The organism is Brevibacterium sp. LS14 (genome assembly GCF_012027885.1).
GTDB lineage: Bacteria > Actinomycetota > Actinomycetes > Actinomycetales > Brevibacteriaceae > Brevibacterium > Brevibacterium casei.
In genome coordinates this window covers 82,469-103,315 of the sequence record NZ_SJXG01000049.1, presented here as the reverse complement: position 1 = coordinate 103,315, position 20,847 = coordinate 82,469, and the positions used below count along the sequence as shown (strand labels likewise).

General features: G+C 70.6%; 17 protein-coding genes. 10 read left to right on the top strand and 7 right to left on the bottom strand.

All coding sequences use genetic code 11. The features are described from left to right. Window positions 1-45 precede the first annotated feature (45 nt). Window positions 46-594, top strand: coding sequence for a cysteine hydrolase (locus EZE58_RS09905; RefSeq protein WP_063249363.1), 549 nt, complete (start codon window positions 46-48; stop codon window positions 592-594). 86 nt (window positions 595-680) lie between these two features. Here the strand turns inward: EZE58_RS09905 and EZE58_RS09900 are convergent, their stop codons facing one another. After that, on the bottom strand, window positions 681-1,823 hold the full coding sequence (locus EZE58_RS09900) for a glycosyltransferase family 1 protein (protein ID WP_101624640.1): 1,143 nt from the start codon (window positions 1,821-1,823) through the stop codon (window positions 681-683). A gap of 237 nt (window positions 1,824-2,060) precedes the next feature. On the opposite strand from EZE58_RS09900, the gene EZE58_RS09895 reads away from it, so the two are divergent. The 4 genes from EZE58_RS09895 to EZE58_RS09880 all read left to right on the top strand — a co-directional run bounded on the left by EZE58_RS09895 (window position 2,061) and on the right by EZE58_RS09880 (window position 7,181). Then, complete coding sequence (locus tag EZE58_RS09895) at window positions 2,061-2,723, top strand: hypothetical protein (RefSeq protein WP_063249360.1); 663 nt, start codon at window positions 2,061-2,063, stop codon at window positions 2,721-2,723. Beyond that, window positions 2,720-3,574 carry a tRNA pseudouridine(38-40) synthase TruA gene (truA, locus tag EZE58_RS09890; RefSeq protein WP_063249358.1) on the top strand — a complete coding sequence of 285 codons (855 nt, stop codon included), beginning with the start codon at window positions 2,720-2,722 and terminating at the stop codon, window positions 3,572-3,574. Before EZE58_RS09895 ends, truA begins: the two co-directional genes overlap by 4 nt. A gap of 186 nt (window positions 3,575-3,760) precedes the next feature. Then, window positions 3,761-4,354: a DUF1269 domain-containing protein gene (locus EZE58_RS09885; protein ID WP_009376141.1), complete on the top strand. Its 594-nt coding sequence runs from the start codon at window positions 3,761-3,763 to the stop codon at window positions 4,352-4,354. 265 nt (window positions 4,355-4,619) lie between these two features. Then, window positions 4,620-7,181 carry a bifunctional UDP-sugar hydrolase/5'-nucleotidase gene (locus EZE58_RS09880; RefSeq protein WP_063249356.1) on the top strand — a complete coding sequence of 854 codons (2,562 nt, stop codon included), beginning with the start codon at window positions 4,620-4,622 and terminating at the stop codon, window positions 7,179-7,181. A 92-nt stretch (window positions 7,182-7,273) separates the two neighbouring features. On the opposite strand, the gene EZE58_RS09875 is transcribed toward EZE58_RS09880, so the two are convergent. Together EZE58_RS09875 and EZE58_RS09870 are read right to left on the bottom strand one after the other, a co-directional pair. Beyond that, window positions 7,274-9,694 carry a hypothetical protein gene (locus EZE58_RS09875; RefSeq protein WP_063249354.1) on the bottom strand — a complete coding sequence of 807 codons (2,421 nt, stop codon included), beginning with the start codon at window positions 9,692-9,694 and terminating at the stop codon, window positions 7,274-7,276. Beyond that, the gene (locus EZE58_RS09870; RefSeq protein WP_231882189.1) at window positions 9,691-12,270 is read right to left on the bottom strand and encodes a hypothetical protein; all 2,580 of its coding nucleotides are present in this window, start codon (window positions 12,268-12,270) and stop codon (window positions 9,691-9,693) included. Before EZE58_RS09870 ends, EZE58_RS09875 begins: the two co-directional genes overlap by 4 nt. A 271-nt stretch (window positions 12,271-12,541) precedes the next feature. Here EZE58_RS09870 and rplM point away from each other — a divergent pair, with 271 nt between their 5' ends. The 3 genes from rplM (at window position 12,542) to glmM (ending at window position 15,067) form a co-directional block, all read left to right on the top strand. Then, a complete protein-coding gene (rplM, locus tag EZE58_RS09865; protein WP_009376130.1) occupies window positions 12,542-12,985 on the top strand; it encodes a 50S ribosomal protein L13 in 444 nt (147 codons plus the stop codon). A 108-nt stretch (window positions 12,986-13,093) separates the two neighbouring features. Then, entirely contained in the window at window positions 13,094-13,522 is a 429-nt protein-coding gene (gene rpsI, locus EZE58_RS09860) for a 30S ribosomal protein S9 (RefSeq protein WP_171007042.1), read from the top strand. 192 nt (window positions 13,523-13,714) lie between these two features. Continuing rightward, a complete protein-coding gene (gene glmM / locus EZE58_RS09855; protein ID WP_144588686.1) occupies window positions 13,715-15,067 on the top strand; it encodes a phosphoglucosamine mutase in 1,353 nt (450 codons plus the stop codon). 155 nt (window positions 15,068-15,222) lie between these two features. Here glmM and phnE read toward each other — a convergent pair whose 3' ends face one another. From phnE to EZE58_RS09835, 4 genes are all read right to left on the bottom strand, one after another. Beyond that, window positions 15,223-16,080 carry a phosphonate ABC transporter, permease protein PhnE gene (phnE, locus tag EZE58_RS09850; protein WP_144588684.1) on the bottom strand — a complete coding sequence of 286 codons (858 nt, stop codon included), beginning with the start codon at window positions 16,078-16,080 and terminating at the stop codon, window positions 15,223-15,225. Continuing rightward, the gene (locus tag EZE58_RS09845) at window positions 16,077-16,883 is read right to left on the bottom strand and encodes an ATP-binding cassette domain-containing protein (RefSeq protein WP_144588683.1); all 807 of its coding nucleotides are present in this window, start codon (window positions 16,881-16,883) and stop codon (window positions 16,077-16,079) included. The genes phnE and EZE58_RS09845 overlap by 4 nt, the downstream gene beginning before the upstream one ends. After that, complete coding sequence (locus tag EZE58_RS09840; protein ID WP_144588681.1) at window positions 16,883-17,788, bottom strand: phosphate/phosphite/phosphonate ABC transporter substrate-binding protein; 906 nt, start codon at window positions 17,786-17,788, stop codon at window positions 16,883-16,885. The genes EZE58_RS09845 and EZE58_RS09840 overlap by 1 nt, the downstream gene beginning before the upstream one ends. Before the next feature lie 157 nt (window positions 17,789-17,945). Beyond that, window positions 17,946-19,094 carry a TIGR03364 family FAD-dependent oxidoreductase gene (locus EZE58_RS09835; protein WP_063249350.1) on the bottom strand — a complete coding sequence of 383 codons (1,149 nt, stop codon included), beginning with the start codon at window positions 19,092-19,094 and terminating at the stop codon, window positions 17,946-17,948. Between the two features lie 189 nt (window positions 19,095-19,283). Here EZE58_RS09835 and EZE58_RS09830 point away from each other — a divergent pair, with 189 nt between their 5' ends. Together EZE58_RS09830 and EZE58_RS09825 are read left to right on the top strand one after the other, a co-directional pair. Beyond that, a complete protein-coding gene (locus EZE58_RS09830; RefSeq protein WP_167560439.1) occupies window positions 19,284-20,036 on the top strand; it encodes a GntR family transcriptional regulator in 753 nt (250 codons plus the stop codon). A 114-nt stretch (window positions 20,037-20,150) separates the two neighbouring features. Further along, window positions 20,151-20,843: a phosphonatase-like hydrolase gene (locus tag EZE58_RS09825; RefSeq protein WP_063249346.1), complete on the top strand. Its 693-nt coding sequence runs from the start codon at window positions 20,151-20,153 to the stop codon at window positions 20,841-20,843. Window positions 20,844-20,847 lie beyond the last annotated feature (4 nt).

Sequence of the window (20,847 nt, the reverse complement as noted above, 5' to 3'; positions counted from 1 at the left end):
TCCTCGGGCATGCAGGCCGCCTGACCTGCAGAAGAGGAGCGAATCATGACCGATGGCACTGTCCTGCTCGCCATGGACTTCCAGAACGGCATCGCCGGCGGCCTCGCCGAGGCCCCGATCATGGACCGCGTGCGCGAAGCGCTCGCCCACGCCCGGGAGACCGGGATCCCCGTCGTGTGGGTCCGGGTGGCCCTGCGCCCGGGGTACCCCGAGCTGCCAGAGACCTCGCCGTTCCAGCGCATCGCCGCGCTCGGCGACCTCAGCGAGGACAGCGACTCGACGCAGATCCTCGAGGTGCTCGGCCGGAAGGAGGACGAACCGCTCGTGACCAAGCGCCGCGTCGGCGCATTCTCCGGCAGCGACCTCGCCACCGTCCTCGCGGGCCTCGGGGCGACGAACCTCGTCCTCACCGGCGTGGCCACCCGCGGTGTCGTGCTTGCGACGTGGCGACAGGCCGCCGACCTCGACTTCGGCGTCACGGTGCTCTCCGATGCCTGCGCCGATCCCGACCCGGAGGTCCATCGCGTGCTCACCGAGGAGGTCTTCCCGTGGCAGTCCGACGTCCTCACCGTCGCGGAATGGACGGGGAAGTGACGCCCTGAGCCACCGAGACCGTCGAGACCGACACTAAGAAGCGTCGGTCCCGGCGCGAAGTGTCCGGCTCGGCGCGAGGAGGGTTCTCAGCGGGCGGTCGTGCCCTCGGCACCGGCCCAGGAGAGGACCGTGAAGCTGCGACCCATCACCTGCGGGGCCGGGTTCTCGATCGCCCGCGAGTAGTGGCCGACGAGCTGTGAGCACACGCTCTTCCACGAACGGCTGAGGACCTGCTCGCGGCCGGCGATGCCGAAGGCCCGACGCTTCGCCTCGTCGCCGAGGAGGTCGACGACGTGGGCACGCATGGCAGGGAGATCCTTCGGCGTGTAGAGCCATCCCGTGCGGGAGGAGTCGACGAGGTCGAGGGGACCGCCGCGGGCCGGGGCGATGACCGGGACTTCGGAGGCCATGGCCTCCTGGATCGTCTGGCAGAACGTCTCGAGCTCGCCGGGGGCGACCATGAGGTCGAAGCTCGCGACCGCCTGGGCGAGTGCGTCGCCGCCGAGGAACCCGGTGAAGTGGGCGCTCGGCAGGAGCCGCTCGAGCTTCGCCCGCCACGGACCGTCACCGACGATGACGAGCTTCGCATCGGGGATGTCGGCGAGCACCGCGAGGTCCTCGACCTGCTTCTCGGCGGCCAGCCTGCCGACGAAGCCGATGATCCGCTCCCCGTTCGGTGCCACCGACCGTCGCCACTGCTCGGAGCGGTGGGACGGGTCGAAACGGGTCGAATCGACGCCGCGCGCCCAGTGGTCGACCTCGGCGACGCCGAGCCTGCGCAGCTGATCGATCGTGTACGACGACGGGGCGAGTGTGAGCGAGGCGTGCTGGTGGAGGTTGCGGACGTGGGTCCAGAGCACCGCCTCGATGCCGTGCATGCCGTAGCGGGCGGCGTAGGCGGGGACCTCGGTCTGGTAGATCGCCACGGTCGGCAGACCGAGGCTCTGCGCGGCGAGCACACCGCGCCACCCGAGGACGAAGGGGCTGGCCAGGTGGACGACGTCGGGGGAGAACCGCTCGAGGAGGCGGCGGATGCGGGTGACGCCGCCCGGGGCGACGCGGATGCGCCGGTACTTCGGCAGGGCGATCGAGGGGACCCGGACGATCTTCGCGCCGGAGACCTCTTTGGGTCCGTCGCGTCGGGTGCCGGGAGCGATGACGAGGACCTCGTCGCCGCGATCGGACAGGTGGTCGAGGACCCGCAGCAGTGAGTGGGTGACCCCGTTCATGTTGGGGAGGAAGGATTCTGCAATGATCGCTACTCTCACACCACCCAGTGGACGCTCCCATGGTGAAGACGCGACGACTCGGAGGCGAAGTGTCGGCGACGAGTTGCCGAAATCAGTTCACTCAGGCAGACGTCCGGTGACCGGTGACCGACCCGTTCGCGGCGGGGGTGAACCCCACGTAAACTTGTACCGCGCCCGCGGGCTGGGCGCGGCCGGCACGAGAGGGGAGGACTGCGCGTGGTCTGGACCATCATCGCCGCCGCTGCGGTCTCCGTCCTCCTCGTCGCTGCGGTCATGCTCACCATCCTTCGGTTCAACCAGCTCTCGATGGCCCGTTCCCTCTGCGACGAGGCCAAACGGCAGCTCGTCGTCGAACTCAAGGCCCGGCACGCCCTCGTCCCCGCCTACATCGGCACCCTGCAGCAGGTGACCACCCGGGACCTGAGCAGCCTCGAACTCGCCCTCGCCTCAGCCGAGCGCGCCGTCTTCGGCCCGCGCGGAGCGGCCGCCGAGAACGCCCTGTCCACGGCGATCGACGGTGCGGCCCTCATCCCGACCACCCCCAGCGGAGGCGCCGACGCGGCCACCTCGGTGCAGGCGGGGATGCGCGACGAGCTCGAGACCACCGTCCTCCTCCTCCATGGCCAGCTCACCGTCCTCTCCGAACGGATCGTCGCCGTGAGCCGGCTCTACAACGCCAACGTCGACCGCTACCACCGGCAGCGCGCCCGCTTCCTCTCCCGCCTCTTCGGCCGCGTCTTCCGCCCCCGGGAGCACTTCACAGAGGACTCCTCCCGAGACGGCACGGACCCCCGTCGCGCCGAGGCGGACGGTCCTGCCGGCACCGAGGGCCGCACCAGCACCGGGGACCGCACCGGCCGGGGAACGGTCGAGGCATGACCCGGTTCCGCATCGACCTCGGCTACCGGGGCACCGACTTCCACGGCTGGGCGAAGCAGCCGGGCCTGCGCACCGTCCAAGGCAAGCTCGAGGACGGTCTGGCCCGGGTCGCCGGCACCGAGGTGGCCGCCGTCGTCGCCGGACGCACCGACGCCGGCGTCCACGCGAGGCGCCAGGTCGTCCACCTCGACCTCGGCGACGAGGCCATCGCCCGGCTCGTCGGACGCTCGTCCCGAACCGCGGAGACGGCGCTGCTCTCGCGTCTGCGCGGGGTGCTCACCGCCGACGGCTCCGACGACCTCGTCGTCCACGCCGTGAGCGAGGCTCCCGCGGACTTCGACGCGCGCTTCTCCGCGCTGTGGCGCTCCTACCGCTACCGCCTCGCCGATCATCGGTCCTTCGTCGATCCGCTCCTCACCGCGGTCACCCCCCGCCACAAGGGCGAACTCGACGCCGAGGCGATGGCCGAGGCCGCCGACGAGGCGCGCGGACTCCACGACTTCCTTCCCTTCTGCAAACCGCGGGAGGGGGCGACGACGATCCGCACCCTCCACGACCTCGACGTCGTCCGCGACGACGACGCCGTGATCACCATCGACCTGCGTGCCGACGCGTTCTGCCATCACATGGTCAGGGCGCTCGTCGGCGGGCTCATCCGGGTCGGGTCGGGAGCGTGGCCGGTCACCCGTCCCGCCGAACTCCTCGCCGAGGCGGATGCCGGGATCGCCCCCGAGGGGCCGATGTTCGTCACCCCCGCCCACGGACTCGTCCTCACCGGGGTCGGCTACCCGGCACCTGAGGACTACGCGGCACGCGCGGCCCAGACGATGGCCCGCCGCGACCTCGACTGACCGCCGCCCTCGACCTCCCACGCGGCCTCGGTCGATCGTCCGCTCGGATCTGAGGGAGTCCTGTGAAAACGATCGTGCTCTGGACCCCTCATCGCAGGGGTGGTTGTCTGGGTGACCCGGCACCGGCGAGCCGAGCCTTCCCCGACCGCCATCCCCACCCATCCGCCATCTGCGAAGGGAAGCGCCATGTCAGAAACCAACATCGTCCTCCTCACCTGGGACAACTCGAGCACCGCCTATGAGGCCTTCAGCAAGTTCCGCGACCTCGACTCCGCAGCGATCACGATCGTCGCCTCCGCCGTCGTCGAACGCAACGATCGCGGTCAGCTGCGTGTCACCGACGGGCAGGACAACGACCTCGGACTCTCCACTCTCGGGGGAGGCGGCATCGGGGCGCTCATCGGCATCCTCGGCGGCCCCCTCGGCGTCCTCCTCGGATTCGCCACCGGTGCCCTCATCGGCTCGACCGTCGACGCCGAGCGCACGTTCGACGCTGACGACGCCCTCACCGTGTTCAGCAGCGCCCTGCCCGCCGGCAGGACCGGCGTCATCGCCGAAGTCGAGGAGACCGATCCCGCCGTTCTCGACGACTTCGCGAAGTCGACGGGTGCCGAGCTCCTGCGTCGGCCCGAGGACGAGGTCCTCGACGAGGTCGCCGCCGCCGAGGACGCGGCGATCGCCGCCGCCGACGCCGCCCGCGAGAAGGCGAAGGAGGCGAAGAAGGCCGAACGCAAGGAGAAGCGCGAGGAGCGCATCGCCAAGATCAAGGCGAAGCTCTGAGCGCACCGCCTCACCGCGATATCAGCACGTCGACGGCGGCGCACGACCCGATCCCCGGGACGTGCGCCGCCGACGCATTCCGGACGCCTGCCTTGTCGTCATTCTCTGGGAGTTTGAGAGGGAACCTCTTCCCAGGTGTGAGATTCCTGTGTAGATTCACGTGTACGTCACTCGTCGTTCGCTTCCCTGCGACACGATGAGTTCGCTCGATCCTCTTCTCAGCCCGCCGTCCGCGGCGGACGTCATGACCAAAGGATGCGAATCTATGTCGACACTCGTCACCAAGGCGCTCGCCGCCGGCGCAGCCGTCACGCTGCTCACCCTGCCCGGCATCGCGCCGACCCATGCGGCACCGCTGGGCAACCCGTCCGAGGAGTCCTCGGCGTCGCAGGGGAACCCGGACCGGGAGTCCTCGATCGGCGCGCCGACGAGCCCCGCCGAGGCGGCCCCGGAGTCGCCGGCCCCCGCTGAGTCCGCCGCCCCCACCGATGCTCCGAGCGCTGACCCCAACGCCGCTCCTGCCGGGACCAAGGTCCAGCTGCTCGGCATCACCGACTTCCACGGACGCATCGTCGAGGCCGGATCTCAGGTCGCCTCGGTCGTCGAGGAGGAGAGGGCGAAGTTCGCCGACGTTCCCGGTGCCGCCGGAACGGCCTTCCTCTCCGCCGGCGACAGCATCGGCGCCTCGACCTACGTCTCCTCCTCACAGAACGACTCGCCGACGATCGACGTGCTCAACGCCATCGGACTCCAGGGCTCGGCGACCGGCAACCACGAATACGACAAGGGCATCGACGACCTCACCGGACGGGTGTCCGCCGAAGCCGACTTCCCCTACCTCGCCGCGAACGTCTACGACAAGGGCACGACGAACGTCGTCGACGGGCTCGACGCCTACACGACGCTCGACGTCGGAGGCGTCAAGGTCGCCGTCATCGGCGTCGTCACGCAGGACACGACCTCGCTCGTCTCACCTGACGGCATCGCCGACGTCGACTTCGGTGACCCCACCGACGCGGTCAACCGGGTCGCCGACGAACTCGAGGCGCTGCCGGAGGAGGAGAAGCCGGACATGACGGTCGTCGAGGCCCACCTCGGCGCCTCGTCGACGGAGAGCCTCGAGGCGGCAGAGGCCTCGAACGCCGAGTTCAAGAAGCTCGTCACCGAGGCCGACCCCTCGGTCGACGCGATGCTCACCGGCCACACCCATCTGCCGTCGTCCTTCGACGCCCCGGTGCCGGGTGATCCCGAGCGCACGCGCCCGGTCATCCAGGCCGGCAACTACGGATCGGTCGTCGGTCAGCTCCAGCTCGAATCCCTGGGCAACGGCGACTGGACGACCGCGACCTCGGAGCTCCTCTCCACCGAGGACAAGGACTACGCGTCCCCGGTCGTCGACGAGGTCAAGCAGATCATCGCCGACGCCGACGAGAAGGCCAAGGGACCGGGATCCGTCGTCGCGGGCACGATCACCGAGGACATCACGCGCGCCTTCAAGGACGATTCGGAGGACCGCGGTGCCGAGAGCACGCTCGGCAACCTCGTCGCCGATGCGCTCAAGGACGGCGTCGGGGACTCCCAGCTCGCGCCCGCGGACTTCGGCATCACGAACCCCGGGGGTCTGCGCACGGACCTCAAGTGCGATGACATCTACAACACGGAGAAGCGCTGCGAGGTCACCGCTGCCGAACTCAACGCGGTCCTCCCGTTCGCCAACGACCACGGCGTCGTGACGATGAAGGGCGCGGATGTCATCGGTCTCTTCGAGGAGCAGTGGCAGCCCGCAGGCGCCTCGCGGCCGTTCCTCCACCTCGGCATCTCGAAGGAGCTCGACGTCGTCTACGATTCGAGCGCCGAGGCCGGGAAGCGCGTGAAGTCGGTCAAGGTCAACGGCGAGGAGATCGACCCGAACCGGGACTACCGGGTCGCGACCCTGAGCTTCCTCGCCGCAGGCGGCGACAACTTCTCCTCGTTCGCGAAGGGGACGTTCGAACAGTCCGGACTCACCGACTTCGAGACGTGGACGAAGTACTTCAACGACAACTCGCCGGTCGCCCCCGACAAGACCGAGCGGCAGGCCGACGCCGCGAAGGACGTCATCGCGAACGGCGAACTCAATGTCGACTTCACGGCTCCTGCCGACGGCATCGCTGCGGGAGGCTCGGGTGAATTCCTCCTCACCACCGACGCGAAGGCCGAGGTGCCCGGTCCAGTCGACGTCACCGTCGACGTGCCCGAGGGCTTCACCGTCGAGGCGGGGAAGGCGCAGTCGGCAACGGCGCCCGCGGCGACCGTGAAGCAGGAGGCCGGTCAGGCGACGATCACCCTCGAGTCGATCCCGGCCGGCCAGTCAGAGGTGCCCATCACGGTCAGCGCCCCCGAAGACGCCTCCGGGGAGGTCACGGCCACCGCGACGCTCCTCGCCGGTGAGGCCGAATGGTGGGATGACAACCCGCTGCCGCTGCCGCACGCGTTCGAGGCGACCGCGGACGTCACCGCCGGTGCCGGCGCCGATGCGGGTGCCGACGGAGGTGGCGCTGATGCGGGTGCCGACGGGGGTGCGGGCGCCGACGGCGGCTCGGCCGATGCCTCGGGTGGCGCGAAGGGCTCTGACGGCGGCTCGAACGCCGGCGGATCGTCGTCGGCGGGCGGATCGGCCTCGTCGGCCGGCGGCGGCTCGGAGGCCTCCGCGGGCAAGGACGGGGGAGACCTACCGCGCACCGGCTTCGAAGCGATGAACCTCGTTGCCGCGGCGCTCGCCCTCATCATCGCCGGCGGCGCCGTCGTCACCGCGATCCGCAGGAAGAAGGCCGACGCCGAGGTGTGACCTGGCGTTGTGTGAGAGTTCGGACGGGCCGGGGAGGCGACTCCCCGGCCCGTCCGCGTGTCCGGTCCCGGGACCGGAGTGTCCTCGGGTCCTCAGGAGGGTGCGCCGCCTCGGCGCTCGTGTGACCGGTCGCTGAGCCGGCGCGGGTCGGTCGGGGACACACCGTCACGGGCGGTCCGGTCTGCGGTGGTCGATCGTGAGGCCGCGGGCCCGGAATCCGGGGCACTCTCGGCACCGGACGGATTCTCGGCATCGGCCGCAGCCGTGGCACCGGCCGCATCCTCGGCATCGGCCGGGGGCGGACCCGCGGGGGAGGTGAGACGGGTGGCGGCGGTCGCCTCGGCGGGGGAGGACGGGGTGCGGAACGTCTCGAGATGGGCGAGGACGGGCACGAGGAAGAGGATGCCGACGGCGGGGACGACGATGCCGGAGTCGTTGATGATCGTGCCCACGCCGAGGAGGATCGCGAGGCTGATCATCCCGGCCCGCAGCAGCGGGATCCGGGCGTAGGCGTCGACGAGCCCGCGCAGGCCGAACCGCTGCGGCATGAGCGCGGCCCAGAAGACGGCGATGATGACGAGCGGAAGGATGACCGTCATCCACGACTGGGTGAGGATGTCGATGTTCATGTCGATCTTGCGCGCGAGCACGCCGAGCGCCTCACCGCTGATGAGGGAGTCGAAGAAGCGGCCGAAGTGGGTGCGCTGGTTCGCCGGTCGCAGCCAGTCGAGGAAGAGGACGAGGAGCATGACGAACCCGGCGATGCCGACGGTGAGGCCGAGCCGTTTGAGCGAGAAGCGGATCCCCGCCGAGGCGAGGGCGAGGTAGGCGACGCCGATGATGAGCGTGGGCACGGACCCGAACTTCGTCCCGAGGCCGGGGGCGGCGAGCAGTGCGCACGAGACGAGCACGGGGATGAGGACGATCGACAGGCGCGCCATCGGCCGTTTCGTCATTGAGGCGAAGCCCGCGACGGCGAGCAGCAGGGCGCAGCAGTAGAGTGCGAGCGCGGAGTTGCCGATCCCGTAGAAGCGGGAGGCGATGAGCAGCGGTTCGCCGAGCAGCGTCGACATCTGCAGCTGCGAACCGGTGACGACGTCGTAGCCGAGGACGGTCACGGTGACGACGCAGACGAAGAGGACCGGACCGAGACGGTGTCTGCTCCACGGTCCGAGGAGGGCGAGGGCCCCGAGGACGAGTGCCCATCCGACGAGGGCGCCGAGCATCGCGATGTCGGGGTTCGTCGCCCGTTCCCACGGCACCGTGTTGACGAGGTACGTCGAGACGGGCATCGCCGCGAAGACGATGCCGAGCCGATACGCCCCGGAGCGGACGAGTTCCGCGTGCCGCCGGCGGAGGAACCACGCGAGGACGAGGAGGACGACCATGAGGGTGGCGACGACGGGGAAGAACCACGTCGAGATCTCGTTCTGCGTCTTCACCGCGACCTGCCGGTCGAGCACCGACTGGTAGCGCGACTCCCACGACCCGCCGGGGGTCGAGCTCATCGGAGCACCGGCGACGTTGCCCATCGGCTCCCCGCCGGAGAGCTGGACGAGCGTCGGCGCGATGTCGGGAACCTGGACGAGACCCGGCTGCCTGGTCGAGGACGAGGTGAGCAGTCCCGGCTTCTCACCGGGCTGGAGCATCATCGTCGCCTGCATCGACGAACCGTCGTGGGTGCCGTCGGCGATCGAGGCGAAGATGACCGGGGAGGTGCCTTCGCCGATGCCGTCGGCGGCGTCGGCCGTCATCCACCCGGTCGCTGAGAGGACCGCTCCGACCCGACGGTCGAGGTCACGCAGCGAATAGCCGTCGGCGGCGGAGTTGCCGAGGTCGACGATCGTCAGCTCCCCGGCCTCGGAGGCGGCGGCGGCCCGCGGACCGATGTCGTCGCCGATCGGGGACCACGCCTCGATGCGGCCGGTGGGGTCGGCGGCGGCGATCGCGGCACCGGGACCGAACGCAGAGATCGACGGCACCGCCTCGGCGAGCCCGCCGAGCGCGGCATCGTAGTTGTCGCCCCGAGCGACCTGCGCGTAGACGTCCCAGTCGGCGACCCAACCGTCGAGCGGCGGCTGCGGCACCCGGCACTGGGGACGAGGTTCGTCGGCGGCGCGCCTGCCCGAGCCGACCGCGAGCCAGCCGTCGACGGGGCAGCTGACCGAGCGGACGCTGCGCGGGGTCATCGTCCCGATCTGCGCGGACTGCATCATCGCCCAGAGGTTCGGCGTCGTCTGCGGGTCGAGGTCCTCGAACTCGAAGCCGGAGGTGCCGATGAGGATCGCTCCACGGTCGCCGGTGCTCGTCGAGGTCGCTCCGGAGTCGGTCGGCGGCGAGGAGTCGACCGGCGGCGAGGAGCCCGCAGGCGGGGTCGCGGATGCCGACCGGCCCGCGGATGGTGTCGGGGCGTCGGCCGCCTGACCGGCCTGGGGGAGGCCGACGACGAGCACGGCGGCGGCGAGGAGGCCGAAGAGGACCCGGACGAACCAGGAGCGCGGCAGCACGGTCATCGCACCGACCCGTTCGTGTCAGTGCCGGGGGTCACACTGGTGCCACGGTCCGCAGTTCGGCCAGCGGATCCGACCCGGCCGGCGGAGGCGCGGCGGTCCGGACCGTTCTCGGCGAGGTCCGGGCCGGCACCGCTGAGGCCACGGTCGGCGCAGAGAGCGAGGAGATAGGGAAGGAGGACCATCGCCCCGGTCGAGGGCACGGCGATGCCGGAGTCGGTGAGGACGAGCCCGACGGCGAGACCGGTGACCGCGGCGAGGAATCCCGAGTGGACGTCCTCGTCGGTGAAGAGGGCGGGAAGGCGCCCCTGCCAGTGGTCGAGCACCGCAGCGGTGCGGGTCCGCCCGCGGAAGCGGGGGAAGTGGAGGAGGTAGCGGAGGAAGAACAGGATCGCGATGATCGCGAGCGGGGTGACGATCGCGAGCGCGGGGTTGATCTGGATGATGTGGAGGTTGGCGCCGAGCTTGCGGCCGACGACCTGGAGGGCTTCGCCGGTGACGAGCTGATCGAAGAAGTTCCCGAAGTGCGAACGGCTGCCTGCCGGTCGCAGCCAGTCGAGGAACGCGATGCCGAGGAGGACGCCGAGCGAGGCGAGGCCGATGAGTCCGAGGCGGAAGAGCGAGAGGCGGATCCGGCTGACGAGCGCGAGGAGGACGAGCAGTCCGGCCAGGGTGGCGATGGTGCCGCCGAACTTCGCCCCCCAGGACGGGTTCCCGGAGACGAAGACCGCGAGGAGTCCCACGACGGCGGGGACGAGGACGACTGCGCGCGTCCGGCCGGCAGCGCGCAGGCGCGAGACGACGAGACCGAGGAGGATGAAGAGGCTGACGATGAAGATCGCCGCGCCCTGGTTGCCGAGGCCGTAGAACCGGCCGCCGACGATCGGGTTGTAGCCGAGCAGCGAGTTCGCCTGCAGTCGGGAGCCTGTCGCGAGGTCGACGGCGATGACGAGGAGGGTCACGGACGTCAGCGCCCCGACCCGACCGCGCCAGGTCCGTCCCCACGGCGGAAGGAGGGCGATGACGAGCATCGCTGCGGAGCCGATGACCACCGAGACCCCGAGTCCGAGGTCGGGCTCGGGGAAGCGGGCCCACGGGAGGAGCCCGGCGAGGAAGGCGCCCATCGGCACGGTCGCGAGGACGAAGCCGATCCATCCGAGCAGCCGGTGGACCGACAGGCTCTCGGCACCGGCCTGCACGCGCTCGAAGCCGCTGGCCCCTGGCGACTGGCGCAGGCCAGGCACCCGCCGCAGCCCCGGCACCCGCGCCAGACCCGGCACCCAGGCCCGGGCGACGGCCGTGGAGAGGAGGAGACCGCAGAGGACGACGAGGACGTAGAACGCGATGTCGAGGGTGAGGGAGAACGTCGAGAGGTTCTCGTAGACGGTCTCGGCCTTCGTCGCCTCGGTCTCGAGGTCGAGGAGCCTGTCCTCCGTCGACGCCGAGGACGCTGAGACGTCGAAGGTGATCCCGCTTGGCGAATCGATGCCGAGGTGTTCGAGGATGCCCGGCGCGAGATCGGTGAGCTGGAGGAGTGCCGGGCTGCGCGTCGAGGCCGAGGACACGGTCCCGGCGGCGAACCCCGGTCCCGAGCCGATGAATGCCCGCAGCCTCGGCGATCCCGAACTGTCGCCGAGGCCTGCGACGATGACGGTCGGCTCTCCCTCGGACTGCTCCCGGAGTTCGCCGAGGGCGGCGCCGAGGCGACGGTCGGCCTCGGCGACGGCGGTGCGCCGGTCGTAGTCGACGGGCACGGTGTAGGAGTAGTTGGGGATCGGGTCGTAGGGCCAGGACCGTGAGCCGATCGACCCGAGGTCGATGAGCGAGAGACGGCATCCCGCGCCGATCGCATCGTCGGTGTAGTTCCGCACCGCTCCGCCCTCGTCGGCGACGGCGTACGCGGCACCCGGACCCTGGGCGGCCGCGCACGCGTCGAGGCCGCTCGGCGCTGCCGGGGCCTCGCGCACGAGGCGGGCGAGCATGCCGTAGTCGACGGTGTACCCGGTGCCCTCGTTCGGCTCCCGGACGGAGGCGAAGTCGGGGATGCGGGCCGCCTCGGCGAGATCTTCGTCACCACCGGCCGCGGACGGGTCGGCTCCCTCGGCCTCGGCGGTGGCACCTGCGGCCGACGTCGGCGCGATGAGGGAGGGGCAGCGCGCGGGGTTGTCGAGGTCGGGTTCGTGCTCCGGCCCCGCCACGGCGCGGGCACCGGCACCGAGCGACAGCCATCCGGAGGCCGGGCATGTGGCCGAGCCGATCGTGCGGACGTTGAGGTTGGCGATCGCCCCGCCTGAGGCGAGCTCGAAGAGGTTGGGGGTGCGCTCCGGGTCGATGTCGCCGATGGTCAGACCCGGTATTCCGAAGACGACCGTCGGATTCCCGGCGGTCGCGGCATCGTCGGCCCCGGCCGCCGGAGGGCTCGGCTGCGACGACTCCTCGGTGCCCTGCTCCGGCGTCGTCGACGACCAGGCAGGGGTCGCCGGAAGAGCTCCGACGAGTGCCAGGAGCCCGACGACCATTCCCAGCACGAGGATTCGGGCGGCGGGAAGGCGAATGGGCAGGAAGGAGTCAGGCGGCACAGGTCAATGGTATCGGGTAGCGCATCTCACCCCGCTGGCATCGGGCTGGACGTTTGCTCAGCGGGCGCGCGGGCATGTATATTTGATTGTCGTTGTGTGCGCTCGTCGTGCTCCCTTGCATAGCCTCTTGCGTTGCAGGCCCGTAGGTGGGGAAGCAGCTGACGGACGTACCCGATCGAAGACAATCAGCGCGCGGACGAATCAGCCTCACGACCCGATGAGTCCGCAGGCCGCTGGCCCCAGCAACACAGATACGAAAAGAAGGCTACTTTTGCGTACGTACACCCCCAAGCCCGGCGAAGTCGAGCGCCAGTGGCACGTCATCGACGCCACTGACGTCGTGCTCGGTCGTCTTGCCACCCAGGTTGCCCGCCTGCTGCGCGGCAAGCACAAGACCACCTTTGCACCGCACATCGACTCCGGTGACTTCGTCATCATCATCAACGCCGACAAGGTCGCGCTGACCGGCGCGAAGCTCGAGCAGAAGCGCGCTTACCACCACTCGGGCTACCCGGGCGGCCTCAAGAGCGTCAACTACGCCGAGCTGCTCGCCTCCAACCCCGAGCGCGCAGTCGAGAAGGCTGTCGCCGGTATGGTCCCGAAGACTCGTCTCGGACGTGCCCAGATGCGGAAACTCAAGGTCTACGCCGGTGCCGAGCACCCGCACGCCTCGCAGAACCCGCAGCCGTACGAACTCAGCCAGGTCGCGCAGTAAGCGCCGCCGGCCCCAGACCAACCGAGGAGAACCGTGGCTGACACCGCCAACGCGACCGAAGTCGAAGAACTGACCGAATACACCTCCGAGACCCCCGCAGACGCCGGCCTGGGCGACCAGACCGCCGGTGGACGCGGACAGTCCCTCACCGCCCCCGGCAACGGAGTGGGCCGCCGCAAGCAGGCGATCGCCCGCGTCCGCCTCATCCCCGGCTCGGGCGAGTGGACGATCAACGGACGCACTCTCGAAGAGTACTTCCCGAACAAGCTCCACCAGCAGCTCGTCAACGAGCCCTTCCGCCTGCTCGACCTCGAAGGCCGCTTCGACGTCGTCGTGCGGATCTCGGGCGGCGGACCCTCCGGACAGGCCGGTGCCGTCCGTCTGGGCATCGCCCGTTCGCTCAACCAGATCGACGCCGAGTCGAACCGCCCCGAACTCAAGAAGGCAGGCTTCCTGCGCCGCGACGCCCGCGTCAAGGAACGCAAGAAGGCCGGTCTCAAGAAGGCCCGCAAGGCGCCGCAGTTCTCGAAGCGCTGATCCGGCTCGACCGACCGCGCATGGTCTGCCACTGATGCGCGACCGGTTGTCGCAAGTGCGGCCCCGAACCCGTTCGGGGCCGCACTTCGTGCATTCACGGCCCGCGGGCCCGCCCAGCCGGATCACCGACCTCCGCGGTGCGCCGATGACCATGCACTACGATCGAACAGAACTGTGAGAAAGGACCTGCCCATGGCACGACTCTTCGGAACCGACGGGGTGCGCGGCCTCGCCAATCGGGACATCACGGCGAAGCTGGCGCTCCAGCTCTCCGTCGCCGCCTCCCGTGTGCTCACCCGGACGTGGAGCGGCGAGAAGCGTCCGTTCGCCGTCGTCGGTCGCGACACCCGCGTCTCCGGTGAGTTCCTCTCCGCCTCGACGAGCGCGGGAATCGCCTCTGCCGGAGTCGACGTCCTCGACGCCGGAATGCTCCCGACGCCCGGCATCGCCAGCGTCGTCCGGGACACCGGCGCCGCGTTCGGCGTCGTCATCTCCGCCTCCCACAACCCGATGCCCGACAACGGCATCAAGTTCTTCGCCGCCGGCGGCACGAAGCTCGACGACGCCGTCGAGGACGAGATCCTCGCGATCCTCGACGAGGACTGGGAGCGTCCCACCGGCGCCGAGGTGGGACGGATCTCCCGCTACCCGGCCGCCGCCGACGAGTACACGGAGAAGCTCGTGCGTTCGATCGCCCCCGACGGGGTGCGCCCGCTCTCGGGTCTCAAGGTCGTCGTCGACTGCGCCCACGGTGCCGCCTCGATCGTCGGTCCCGCAGCCCTGCGCCAGGCCGGTGCCGAGGTCATCGTCTCCGCCGCCGAACCCGACGGGCTCAACATCAACGACGGCGTCGGCTCCACGCACCTCGAACCCCTCCAGCGCCTCGTCGTCGAGACCCAGTCCGACCTCGGCGTCGCGTTCGACGGCGACGCCGACCGGTGCCTGGCCGTCGACTCGCTCGGACGCGTCGTCAACGGCGACCAGCTCATGGGCATCCTCGCGATCGGGCTCAAGGAGCTCGGCGAGCTGCGGGGGAACACGCTCGTGACCACGGTGATGTCGAACCTCGGTCTGCGCCTGGCGATGGACCGCTACGACATCCGCACCGTGCAGACGGCCGTCGGCGACCGGTACGTGCTCGAGAAGATGCTCGCCGACGGCTACTCCCTCGGCGGAGAGCAGTCCGGCCACCTCCTCATGCTCGACCACGGCACGACCGGCGACGGCGTCCAGACGGCCCTGCACCTCATGAAGCGCATGGCCGACGCCAAGCGCACGCTCGCCGACCTCGCCGCGGAGATCCCGCAGCTGCCGCAGTCGCTCGTCAACGTCAAGGGCGTCGACAAGCACCGGGTCGACAACCCGGAGGTCGCCGCCGAGGTGGCCGCCGTCGAATCCGAACTCGACGGCACCGGCCGCGTCCTCCTGCGCGCTTCGGGCACCGAGCCGCTCATCCGCGTCATGGTCGAAGCCGAGACCGAGGAGATCTCCCGGCAGCAGGCCGAGCGCCTCGCCGCCGTCGTCAAGGAGCACCTCGCGCTCTGACCGACCCGGGCACCGCCTCGGCGAGCGAGCCTGACCAACACATCGGAGCCCCGCCTCGGCGGGGACGTACGGCACCACGAAGGCCCGGGACGAGGAATCGTCCCGGGCCTTCGGCAACTCCCGGTGCCGGACGCGGCGGTCCGGCAGGGCTCGGCTCAGAGCGCGAGCTTCTTGCGCACTCCGGCGGAGAAGAGGTCGACGGCGATGATGAGCACGAGCACGATGAGGATGTAGGTGAGCATCGAGTCGAACTGGAAGGACTTGATCGACTGGTTGATGAGCAGGCCGATGCCGCCGGCGCCGACGAGGCCGAGGACGAGCGAGGACCGCACATTGACGTCGAAGCGGTAGAGGAGCAGGCCGAAGAGCTGGGGGACGACCTGCGGGAACGTCGCATTGGCGACGATCTGCGAGCGCTTCGCCCCGGCCGTGGCCAGCGCCTCCGACGGACCCGGATCGATCTCCTCGATCGCCTCCGACCACAGCTTGCCCATGACTCCCGTGTTGTGGAAGATGAGCGCGAGCACACCGGGGAAGGGCCCGAGGCCGACCGCGGTGACGAAGACGAGGGCGAAGACGATGTCGGGGACCGCGCGGAGGAAGGACATGATCGCGCGGGCGACCTGGTAGACGACCGGGTGCGGCGAGGTCGTCCGGGACCCGAGCACGGCGAGCAGCGCCGAGGTGGGGATCGACAGGGTCGTGCCGAGCAGGCCGATCCACAGGGTGATCCCGGTCGCCTGGATGCCCGGCCACACGGTCTCCGTCCACGCGAGGTCGGGCGGGAACGCCTCGGAGAGGAAGTTCGCCATCCCCTGCCGGCCGTCGACGAGGGTGACGAGCGAGAAGTCCGTCTCCCGGAGGGCGACGACGTGGAGGAGGACGATGACGACGATCGCCGTCGCCAGCTGCCACCCGCCGAAGCGGCGGATCGGCGGCTGCAGCGCGGTCGGGGACTGGCTCAGCGGCACGGTGCGCAGGGTGGTGCCGCGCGTGTCGGGAATCGTCTTCACTTGCTCTCCGAATTCGTCACGGGGGTGTAGAGGCCGGTGATGTCGGCGGGCGGCACCTCGTCGGCGCGCCCGCGCAGGACGATCTCACCCGAGCGCAGACCGATGACCGTGTCGGCGAACTCGCGGGCGAGGTCCGGCTGGTGGAGGACCGCGGCGACCGCGAGTCCCTCCTCGTGGGCGAGGTCGCGCAGCAGGCCCATGACCGTGCGGGCGGCCTCGGGATCGAGGGCGGCGACGGGTTCGTCGGCCAGCAGCACCTCGGCGCCCTGGCAGAGCGCCCGGGCGATCGCCACACGCTGCTGCTGACCGCCCGAGAGCGTGCCCGCCCGCAGCGGCGCCTTGTCGGCCAGGCCCACCCGGTCGAGGGCGACCATCGCCTCCCGGCGGATGGCCGCCGGGTAGAACCACGGGTGGAGTGAGGACGCGACCGGCATCCGCGACAGCGCACCCGCGCAGACGTTGTCGAGCACGGTGCGGCGCGCGACGAGGTGGATCTTCTGGAACACCATCGCCGGGCGCCCGTGCTCGCCGCCGATCTCGATCTCGCCCGCCTGGTGCGGGGTGAGACCGGCGACGGCGCGCAGGGTCGTCGACTTGCCCGACCCGTTGGCACCGAGGAACGCGAGCAGCTCACCGGGGGCGACATCGAAGCTGACGTCGTCGAGCACGGTCGTCGACCCGTAGGCGACGGCGAGCCCGGAGACCCGCAGCAGGGGGGAGGCGGTGCCTCCGCTCCCGGCCGCGGATTCCGGGGTCGCCGGGGACCCGGCGACCGCCTCGGCGGGAGTGGTCCGCAGCGTCATCAGACGTCCTCTTCGGTGAGCTTCATCGTCTTCGCGAGGTCGAACAGCGGCTGGTACGTCTCCTTGTCGACCTCGATGAGCTGACCGGCCGGTTCGACGCCGAGGTAGCCGGCGACCTCTTCGATGTCCTTGGCCGGGAGGTTGAGGAGGGCGTCCTTGACGGCCTTCTTGAACTCGGGGTCAGCGGACTCGGCGACGGTGATCGGGTCGTTCGGGATGGGGTCGGACTCCCAGATCTGGCGGAAGTCCTCCTTCTTGAACGTGCCCTCCTTGATCGCGGTGCCCATCGTCTGCGAGTTGATCTGGGCGGCGTCGACGGTCTTGTTCGTCAGCGCGAGCAGGGCCTCGGGGTGGCCGCCGGCGTAGTTGAGGTTGAGGTCTGACTCGGCGATGCCGGCCTGGGCGAGGGCGTAGCGGGGCAGTGCGTCACCCGAGGTCGAGCCGACGCTGCCGAGCGCGAGGTCCTTTCCGCGCAGGTCTTCGAGGGTCTTGATGTCGGACTCCTTGGGCACCCAGATGCCGCCGGTGTACGAGCTCAGCTCGCCCTCGGCGGTGCCGAAGGACGCGAGCGGCTCGGCGCCGGCGCGCTCGGAGGCGAAGACGTAGCCGAGGGGGCCGAACTGGCCGATGTCGAGCTTGCCGTTCTGCATGGCGAGCACCTCGGCCGAGTAGTCCTCGAGGACCTGCACCTCGACGGGGCAGTCGAGGGTCTTCGACAGCGACTCGGCGACGGTCTTGTAGGCGGGTTCGAGCTTCTTCGGGTCCTCGAACGGCTCGATGCCGAAGGTGATCTGCCCGTTCGGGCAGGTCGCCGACTCCGCGCTCGCGGCAGGCGAGCAGCCGGCGAGGGCGATCGGGGCGAGGAGGACGGCGGCGGAGGCGAGGGCGATGTGGACGCGCTTCATGATGATCCTTCTGTGATGGCGTGGCTGAGTCGTGGCTGTGTTCTGTGGTGAGCGGACGGTCGGTATTGCGGTGGAGCGGTTGCGGTGGAACGTCTGTGGTGGAACCGGATCCGGCTGGATACGGGCGGTCGTCCCGGGTGCGCGGTCGCGCGCCCGGTCAGGCGGCGGGACGGAGGGAGGGTCGGAGGGCGGTGAGCGTGCGCTCGGCGAGCCCGAACGCGATCGTCATCCCGATGCCCGTGGCCACGGTGGCCACGGTGGTGCGCTCGTCGACGGTCTCGACGAGGAGCGGGCGGGTCGGGCTCGAGGCGTAGACGCCCTGCCAGCGCTGGCGGATGGAGAACCCGGTGGGCTGGTCGAGGACGCAGGCCGCCTCGGCGAGGAGGACATCGGTCGTCGACTCCGGGATGAACGGGTCGACGCTGCGACCGTATTCGTGGGAGTCGCCGATGATGATCGTCCCGTCGGGGCGGGGCCCGAACATGACGTTGGCGCCGACGGCGAGGAGCTCGGGGGCGCTGCGGGCGACCTCGTCGCGGACCGCCTCGGCGGCGGGCATCGTCGCGAACGCGTCGTAGCGCAGCAGCGAGGTCCGGGAGAGGATCGCGGCGTCGGTGCGGACGTGCTCGGGGGTCGCTGCCAAGGTCATCGACAGCGCGCACTCGACGAGTTCCGCCTCGGCGGCGAGCTCGGGGAAGAGCGCGGGCAGGTGGTGCCCGGTGCACACGATGACGTGGTCGGCGGTGAACGTGCCCGCCGAGGTCTCGACCGTGCCGTCTGCCACCCGGCCCACCCGGACCCCGGTGCGCAGCTCGATCGCCGAGGCGGCCGCCAGCGACTGCGCGAGCCTGGGTGCCGCGGTGCGGGGGTCGACGCGGAGGTCCGCGGTCAGGTGCGCCCCGCCGACGGCACCGCGGAGGCGGGCGTGCGGGTCGCCGGTGACGGCGGCGCCGAGGCGGTCGGGGGTGAGGAGGTCGATCGCGGCCGCGCCCTTCTCGGCGCGGGCCTGTTCGAGGATCGCCATCTGCGCCTGCGAGGTGGCGACGACGTACGCGCCGGTCGCCTGGGCCCAGAAGTCGGCCTCCTTCGCGGCCTCGATCCATTGGTGGCGGCCGGCGGCGGCGAGTTCGGCGAACTCACCGGTCTGCCCGGTGATGCACGCGTGGCCGAAGTTGCGCACGGACGCCCCGCGGGGCACCGTGTCGGCCTCGAGGATCGTCACGCTCAGGCCCCGGCGAGCGGCGGCCCGAGCATGGGCGAGGCCGATGATTCCGGCCCCGACGACGATGATGTCGGAATGGGTCATGCCTTGAGACTGCCGTGTCCGGGAGGCCTGAGACAAGCGGATCCGGGGCATGTATATATAAGTTGGCGATCCGTTCATCTCCGGGCGTCGGCGCGGGGTGTCTGTTCATCCCTCGTTCAATCACGGAGGCCGGAAAGCCGGGGCGGGTAGGTTATCGTCGAACCTATGATGACAAGTTCACGTTCACCTATGGAGCCGCGTGCGGCCCTCCACCGGGTCATCGGTGACGAGCTGCGAGCGCGGATCACGGACGGGCGGCTGCCGATCGGAGCGCCGCTGCCGAGCGAGGCTGAACTCTGCCGCGAGTTCTCCGTCTCCCGCGGCCCGGTCCGCCAGGCGCTCTCCGCGCTGCGGGCCGAGGGGATCATCGCCGGCGGTCAGGGAGCGGTCGCGCACGTCGTCGGCTCCGTGCCGACGCAGTCGATGACGAGCTTCCTCTCGTTCTCCGAGTGGGCGCAGTCGACGCATCGGCGTCCGGGGCAGCGCACCGTCGAGCTCGCCAGGCGCGCAGCGAACGAGGAGGTGGCTGCGGCCCTGTCCGTTCCCGTCGGGGAGCTCGTCGTCGAGATCATCCGCCTGCGCCTCCTCGACGACGTGCCGGTGATGGTCGAGCGCACGGCCTTCACCCTCGAAGCCGGACGCCACCTCTTCGACTTCGACACCGACAGCGGGTCGATCTTCGCCCACCTCAAGGGCAACGGCGTCGAACTCGTCGCCGCCCGCCACACCTTCGACGCCGTGACCGCCGCCGGCCTCGACGCCGAGCTGCTCGAGGTGCCAGAGTGCACGCCGCTGCTGCGGGAGCTGCGCATCACCTCGACCGGTGCCGGTGTCCCCGTCGAGTACTCCGACGACCGCTACCTGCCGGGCAAGGTGACGTTCACGATCAACAACACGGCCGCCTCGAACGGCTCCGTCATCCGCCTCATCCCCGAGGACTGACCCACCCCCGAGGACTGACCCCACGACCACCCGCATCGACCACCGGCACGACCCACGTGCCACCCCCGGCGGCACCACCGCCGCCCGCTTCCACCTCTGCAAAGGAGACCCGCAATGACCACGACCATCGACCTCGCCGTCTTCGACATGGCCGGCACGACCCTCGACGAGCACGGCGACGTCTACCGGGCGCTGCGCCAGTGCGTCGAGGAGACCGGCGCCGAGGTGACCGAGGAGAACCTCCAGACCTGGATGGGCACCGACAAGGTCGAGGCCATCCGCAACCTGCTCCGCCTCGGCGGGCATGCCGCGGACGAGGACACCGTCGCCGGCTGCTTCGACCGCTTCCGGGCGCTGCTGCGCGAGTTCTACGCCGCCACCCCTCCCGAACCGCTGCCCGGCGTCACCGAGGCGCTCGCCGAGCTCCGCCGGAACGGAGTTAAGGTGGCCCTGACGACCGGCTTCTCGACCGACGTCGCCGGCCCCCTCCTCGAGGGCCTCGGCTGGTCGACGGGGGAGGGCGGCAACCTCGACGCCGTCGTCTGCTCCGACGAGGTGGCCGCCGGCCGCCCCTACCCGTACATGATCCAGCGGGCGATGGAGCGCACGGGCACCAAGGACGTCCGCACCGTGCTCGTCGCCGGTGACACCGCCGTCGACGTCGAAGCCGGCTCCGCCTCGGGGGCCGGGGTCGTTCTCGGCGTCGAGACCGGAGCGCTCACCGCAGCCGACTTCTCCACCCTCGACGGCGCGCAGTCGCTGCCCTCAGTCGCCGAGATCCCGGCCTTCCTCGGCCTTCGCGCCTGAGCGC

Bases quoted from the DNA above. Each gene is read 5' to 3' on its own strand.
- EZE58_RS09840 (WP_144588681.1), bottom strand. From the start codon at position 17,788: ATGAAGCGCGTCCACATCGCCCTCGCCTCCGCCGCCGTCCTCCTCGCC.
- EZE58_RS09885 (WP_009376141.1), top strand. From the start codon at position 3,761: ATGTCAGAAACCAACATCGTCCTCCTCACCTGGGACAACTCGAGCACC.
- EZE58_RS09835 (WP_063249350.1), bottom strand. From the start codon at position 19,094: ATGACCCATTCCGACATCATCGTCGTCGGGGCCGGAATCATCGGCCTC.
- EZE58_RS09845 (WP_144588683.1), bottom strand. From the start codon at position 16,883: ATGACGCTGCGGACCACTCCCGCCGAGGCGGTCGCCGGGTCCCCGGCG.
- EZE58_RS09825 (WP_063249346.1), top strand. From the start codon at position 20,151: ATGACCACGACCATCGACCTCGCCGTCTTCGACATGGCCGGCACGACC.
- EZE58_RS09830 (WP_167560439.1), top strand. From the start codon at position 19,284: ATGGAGCCGCGTGCGGCCCTCCACCGGGTCATCGGTGACGAGCTGCGA.
- truA (WP_063249358.1), top strand. From the start codon at position 2,720: ATGACCCGGTTCCGCATCGACCTCGGCTACCGGGGCACCGACTTCCAC.
- EZE58_RS09875 (WP_063249354.1), bottom strand. From the start codon at position 9,694: ATGACCGTGCTGCCGCGCTCCTGGTTCGTCCGGGTCCTCTTCGGCCTC.
- EZE58_RS09880 (WP_063249356.1), top strand. From the start codon at position 4,620: ATGTCGACACTCGTCACCAAGGCGCTCGCCGCCGGCGCAGCCGTCACG.
- EZE58_RS09905 (WP_063249363.1), top strand. From the start codon at position 46: ATGACCGATGGCACTGTCCTGCTCGCCATGGACTTCCAGAACGGCATC.
- EZE58_RS09900 (WP_101624640.1), bottom strand. From the start codon at position 1,823: ATGAACGGGGTCACCCACTCACTGCTGCGGGTCCTCGACCACCTGTCC.
- glmM (WP_144588686.1), top strand. From the start codon at position 13,715: ATGGCACGACTCTTCGGAACCGACGGGGTGCGCGGCCTCGCCAATCGG.